Source organism: Zoogloea oryzae (assembly GCF_030161255.1).
Classification (GTDB): Bacteria; Pseudomonadota; Gammaproteobacteria; order Burkholderiales; family Rhodocyclaceae; genus Zoogloea; species Zoogloea oryzae.
In genome coordinates, this window is record NZ_BSPX01000179.1 from 1 (window position 1) to 1,710 (window position 1,710).

General features: G+C 38.5%; 4 protein-coding genes. All 4 read right to left on the reverse strand.

The window, feature by feature from the left end; all coding sequences use genetic code 11:
• On the reverse strand, positions 1–307 hold a 307-nt coding region (locus QQK25_RS24645; protein WP_284190025.1), incomplete at its 3' end, for an uS3 family ribosomal protein.
• Positions 292–786 carry a 50S ribosomal protein L22 gene (gene rplV / locus QQK25_RS24650; RefSeq protein WP_498027243.1) on the reverse strand — a complete coding sequence of 165 codons (495 nt, stop codon included), beginning with the start codon at positions 784–786 and terminating at the stop codon, positions 292–294. The genes QQK25_RS24645 and rplV, both read right to left, overlap by 16 nt.
• Before the next feature lie 152 nt (positions 787–938).
• Positions 939–1,217 carry a 30S ribosomal protein S19 gene (rpsS, locus tag QQK25_RS24655; RefSeq protein ID WP_284190026.1) on the reverse strand — a complete coding sequence of 93 codons (279 nt, stop codon included), beginning with the start codon at positions 1,215–1,217 and terminating at the stop codon, positions 939–941.
• Between the two features lie 68 nt (positions 1,218–1,285).
• A partial coding sequence (gene rplB, locus QQK25_RS24660; protein WP_284190027.1) for a 50S ribosomal protein L2 occupies positions 1,286–1,710 on the reverse strand: 425 nt, incomplete at its 5' end.

Here is a 1,710-nt window from a genome sequence, read left to right on the forward strand (position 1 = left end):
CTTTGCCAACTCTGCTCTCTAATTCTTTGATTATTTTTGGTTTATCTTTTGGGTTAGTCATCAAGAATAATTTTGGGAATCCCATATAAATTATTACTTTGATCAGATCGATGTTTTTGTGAATCTCTATACGAGCAATTCCTTTGATACCCGAGGATTTTTTTTCTAGATAGTCCTTGATACAATCTCGTATTTTTTGATCTTCTTGGAGACCTTCAGAATAATTTTTTGGTTGTGCAAACCAAAGGGAATGATGACTTTGGGTTGTACCCAGTCTGAAACCTAACGGATTTATTTTTTGTCCCATAGAGCCTCCACTATATCCTTAGATGTATCCTGTAATACAATAGTTATATGACAGGTGGGTCTTCTTATTGCAAAACTACGTCCTCGAGCTCGGGGTTTTAACTTTTTCACGACAGTACCCTCATTGACTTCGGCCTGACTAATGATTAAAGCGGTTTCGTTTAAACCCATATTATGCCGAGCATTTGCTGCTGCGGAATAAACTAATTTTAAAATGGGATAGCATGCTCGAAAAGGCATGAGTTCTAGTATCATAAGTGTTTCTTCATAGGAACGTCCACGAATCTGATCCAGTACTCTTCGCGCTTTGTGGGCCGACATAGATATATGTCGACCTAAAGCGTATACTTCTCGATATTTAATGCTTTTTGAAGTAGAAGTATTCACTACATTTTGATCCTTCCTTAAACGAACCAAAGGAAATCGGTTCCCTTTGCTAAGATACTTTTCATATGTAGTATTTGATAACTTTGACGCCATAGGTTAACCTCTTCTCCATAAAATAAAAATAAAAGATAAGTCGGGCAGATCAGAACGACGAGTTGAGCAAGACTACTTAAAAGAAAATTTGTTTGTTATAGGTTACTCTCTCAATACAATATTAGAGAGTACCCGCATCGACTTTATGAAAATTAACGACGAGATCTATTATCATTTTTCGCGTGCCCTCTGAAATTTAGAGTAGGTGCAAATTCTCCCAATTTGTGACCGACCATACTATCTGTTATATAAACTGGCAAATGCTCTTTTCCATTATGAATCGCAATTGTATGACCGATCATTGTGGGGATAATAGTAGATGCTCGAGACCAAGTTACAATTATTTCTTTTTCTGCCCTCATGTTCAGCTTCTCAATTTTGCCTAATAAATGATTAGCTATAAAAGGATTTTTTTTTAGTGAACGTGTCACAGCTAATTACTCCTATCTTTGGTTTTTTTTGTAAAGAGAAAGAAATGTATTCTATTTTCACTATTCTCCTATTTACTACGGCGACGCAGAATCAAACTATCACTATATTTCTTCCTTTTTCTACTTCTTTTTCCAAGCGCAGGATAACCCCATGGGGTTGTGGGGTTTTTTCTACCAATGGGGGCCCTCCCTTCACCACCCCCATGGGGATGGTCTACCGGGTTCATAACAACTCCTCTTACTACAGGACGTTTACCTAGCCAACGCTTCGATCCGGCTCTATCCAAACTTTTCTGTTTCACCCCAACATTACCCACTTGTCCGACTGTTGCTGAGCAGTTTTGGGATATCAAACGGACCTCCCCAGATGGTAATTTTAATGTGGCCGATTTACCCTCTTTTGCAATCAGTTTCGCTACAGCACCCGCTGCTCTAGCTAATTGTCCACCCTTTCCAAGTGTGATTTCTATATTATGTATGGCCGTGCCTAAAG

Bases quoted from the DNA above. Each gene is read 5' to 3' on its own strand.
- rplV (WP_498027243.1), bottom strand. From the start codon at position 786: ATGGCGTCAAAGTTATCAAATACTACATATGAAAAGTATCTTAGCAAA.